Below are 607 nucleotides of genomic sequence, written 5' to 3' on the forward strand. Positions count from 1 at the left end.
GCGCTCGGGCGTGCGCCCGACATGGCGGCGCAGGGCGGGCAGGCCCGGATCGCCCGCGGTGTAGACGAGGCGCAGATGCGCGCCCCGTTTCCGCATCGTCCCGATCCGTCGCAGGACGCTGCCGCCGGCGGGCCTCGGACGAAACAGGGCCTTCAAGCGGCGGTCGGCTAGGCGGAGGCCGCGGCGCAGGAGCACGCGGCCGATCGCCCGCACGCCGACTTGGCCCGTGAGCAGGCGACGCCACGTGCTGCCGTGACGGAGCAGGGCGGCATAGGTCGCGGCGCTTCCCACCGTCTGGCGCACCACGGCGTCGACGTCGTCCTCCGGGTGCCAGTCGAAGCAGTAGAGGTTGGCCAGGAGCGCCCCGGCGACGCGCGGGTCGCGCCAGGCCGCTTGGAACGCCGCGTAGGCGCCGCTGCAACTGCCGACGAGGACGACCCGTCCGGCGCCCCGCGCCTCCAGGTAATCGAGGGCGTGGCGGAAGTCGTGGAGGGTGTCGGGCGAGAACAGCGGCGAGGCGCCGCCCGGCCGGTCCGCGCTGTCGCCGATGCCGGCGAGGTCCATGCGCAGCGACGGCACGCCCTCGGCCGCGAGGGCGCGGGCCATC

The 607-nt window shown here is 75.9% G+C and carries 1 protein-coding gene; it reads right to left on the bottom strand.

What is annotated here, in order from left to right:
- Nucleotides 1–607: alpha/beta fold hydrolase (locus FV222_RS28605; RefSeq protein WP_147816489.1), on the bottom strand; the 607-nt coding region annotated here is incomplete at both ends.

Source organism: Methylobacterium sp. WL103, from assembly GCF_008039885.1.
GTDB lineage: Bacteria > Pseudomonadota > Alphaproteobacteria > Rhizobiales > Beijerinckiaceae > Methylobacterium > Methylobacterium cerastii.